1 protein-coding gene is annotated in these 1,913 nt (G+C 54.0%); it reads left to right on the plus strand.

What is annotated here, in order from left to right; translation table 11 throughout:
- Window positions 1-187: 187 nt before the first annotated feature.
- Entirely contained in the window at window positions 188-1,312 is a 1,125-nt protein-coding gene (locus tag DWX63_RS11015) for an aminotransferase (RefSeq protein ID WP_117843729.1), read from the plus strand.
- Window positions 1,313-1,913 lie beyond the last annotated feature (601 nt).

Genomic DNA, 1,913 nt, shown 5'->3' on the forward strand with positions numbered 1-1,913 from the left:
CCGTGGCGGCCCGCGCTGCATGAGCATGCCCTTCTGGCGCGAGGACCTCTAAGGTTTTCAAAGACCCGTACAGGTCTTAATACAAACATCTAGCTGACATTAGATGTCTCCCAATGGGACGGTGCGGTTCTTTCGCACCGTCCCATTCATGTTTATTGACGCTAAATTAAGATCAGATAAGGTGGCCATGGATATCAAGACAATTGGCGTTGAGGATTGGCTCAACGTTTGGGAGAAGAGTGCTACCTGGGATATCGCTCAGTCGACGATCTCGTCGCTGACCATGGGTGAGCTTCGCGCACTTGACGAGCAGGACGGTGCTACGTTCTACGAGCGCCTGGATCGCGAGAAGATGAATTACGGCTGGATCGAGGGTTCGCCGGAGTTTAAGGCCGAAGTCGCCAAGCTGTATCGTCGCGAGGTCGATCCCGATCACATTTTGCAGACCAACGGCTGCACGGGCGCGAACCTCAACGCCATCATGGCCGTGGTCGAGCCCGGCGACCATGTGATTGCCGAGTGGCCCACCTATGCGCCGCTCTACGAGATTCCGCGTACGCTCGGTGCCGAGGTCGAGTATTGGGAGCTTCGCGAGGAGCTCGGCTGGAAGCCCGATATCGAACAGCTCAAGCACCTCGTTCATCCCAACACCAAGCTCATCTGCATCAATAACGCATCGAACCCCATCGGTACGGTGCTCGATGCCGATACGCTCGGCCAGATTGCCGAGATCGCCCGTTCGGTGGGCGCCTATGTGCTGTGCGACGAGGTGTATCTGCCGCTCGAGAACACCGAGTCCTTTATATCGATGGCCGACGTGTACGAGAAGGCCATTGTCACCAACTCGGTGTCCAAGACCTATTCGACGCCCGCGGCTCGCGTGGGCTGGGTCGTGGCCGACGAAGAGGTCTCCAACCGCATCCGCACCTATCGTGACTACACCATGATCTGCGGCGGCGTGTTCAACGACGCCCTGGCGACCTACGTGCTCGAGCACAAGGATAAGATCCTTGAGCGCAACCGTAAGATCGTGTTTGGCAACCGTGATATCGCTCAGGCATGGATCGATGCGCAGAGCCGCGTCTCTTGGACGGCGCCGCAGGGCGTATCCACCTCGTTTATCCAGCTGGATATTCCCGAGAACGATGAGGAGTTCTGCAAGCGCCTGTTGGCCGAGAGGGGAGTGCTGCTGGTTCCCGGCAGCCGCTTTGAGCTTCCCTGCGGCGCGCGTCTGGGCTACTGCGCGAGCGAAGACGTTCTTCGCGAGGGCCTGAGGCTTCTGGGCGAGGCGCTGGCGGAGTTTGATCGCTAGGATTCCGACGGCTCTCAAAGCCACTCAAATCTGTCTACGATTATCGATAACAGACCCGTTTCCCATGAGGGGAGCGGGTCTGTTTTTCTATACCGAGAAGTCAAGTTGTTACAAATGAGGCCGTAAGGCGAGCCGGTGTTCGTTGGGCCTTATACTGAACTTCCGGTGAACGGTACCAAGCGTCTGGTAAACGGTAATATGCATACCAGAAATGAATAGGACAAACTTTTTTCTGAATAAAAATGAAAATGGTTGAGACGCGGTATGAATCGCAAATTCTATTCATAGCTTTATTAGAAATATGCAATTTGAGGGTGGTTTAATAAAGTTAAGTTCCATTTGCTATTTGGTTTGAAAAAGCATTTAAGCACGTAAATAAACTTTATTAAATCAAAGTGTGCCATGCGTGAAGTATATGTGTATGCCGTTCACCCCTCATAAAAAACCGTTCGGGGGCAAGGTGGAAGTATGGGCTGATTTTGGATATAAATATGTCGTCAGCAATAACGCCTCACACGGAGGGGCGCTAACGAATCGGCCCTGACAAGGGCCCGAAAGAAAGGTAGGAGGCCATGACGAAAGGTCTGCACGTGCCTTCCGA

This window comes from Collinsella sp. AF20-14LB, from assembly GCF_003459505.1.
GTDB lineage: Bacteria > Actinomycetota > Coriobacteriia > Coriobacteriales > Coriobacteriaceae > Collinsella.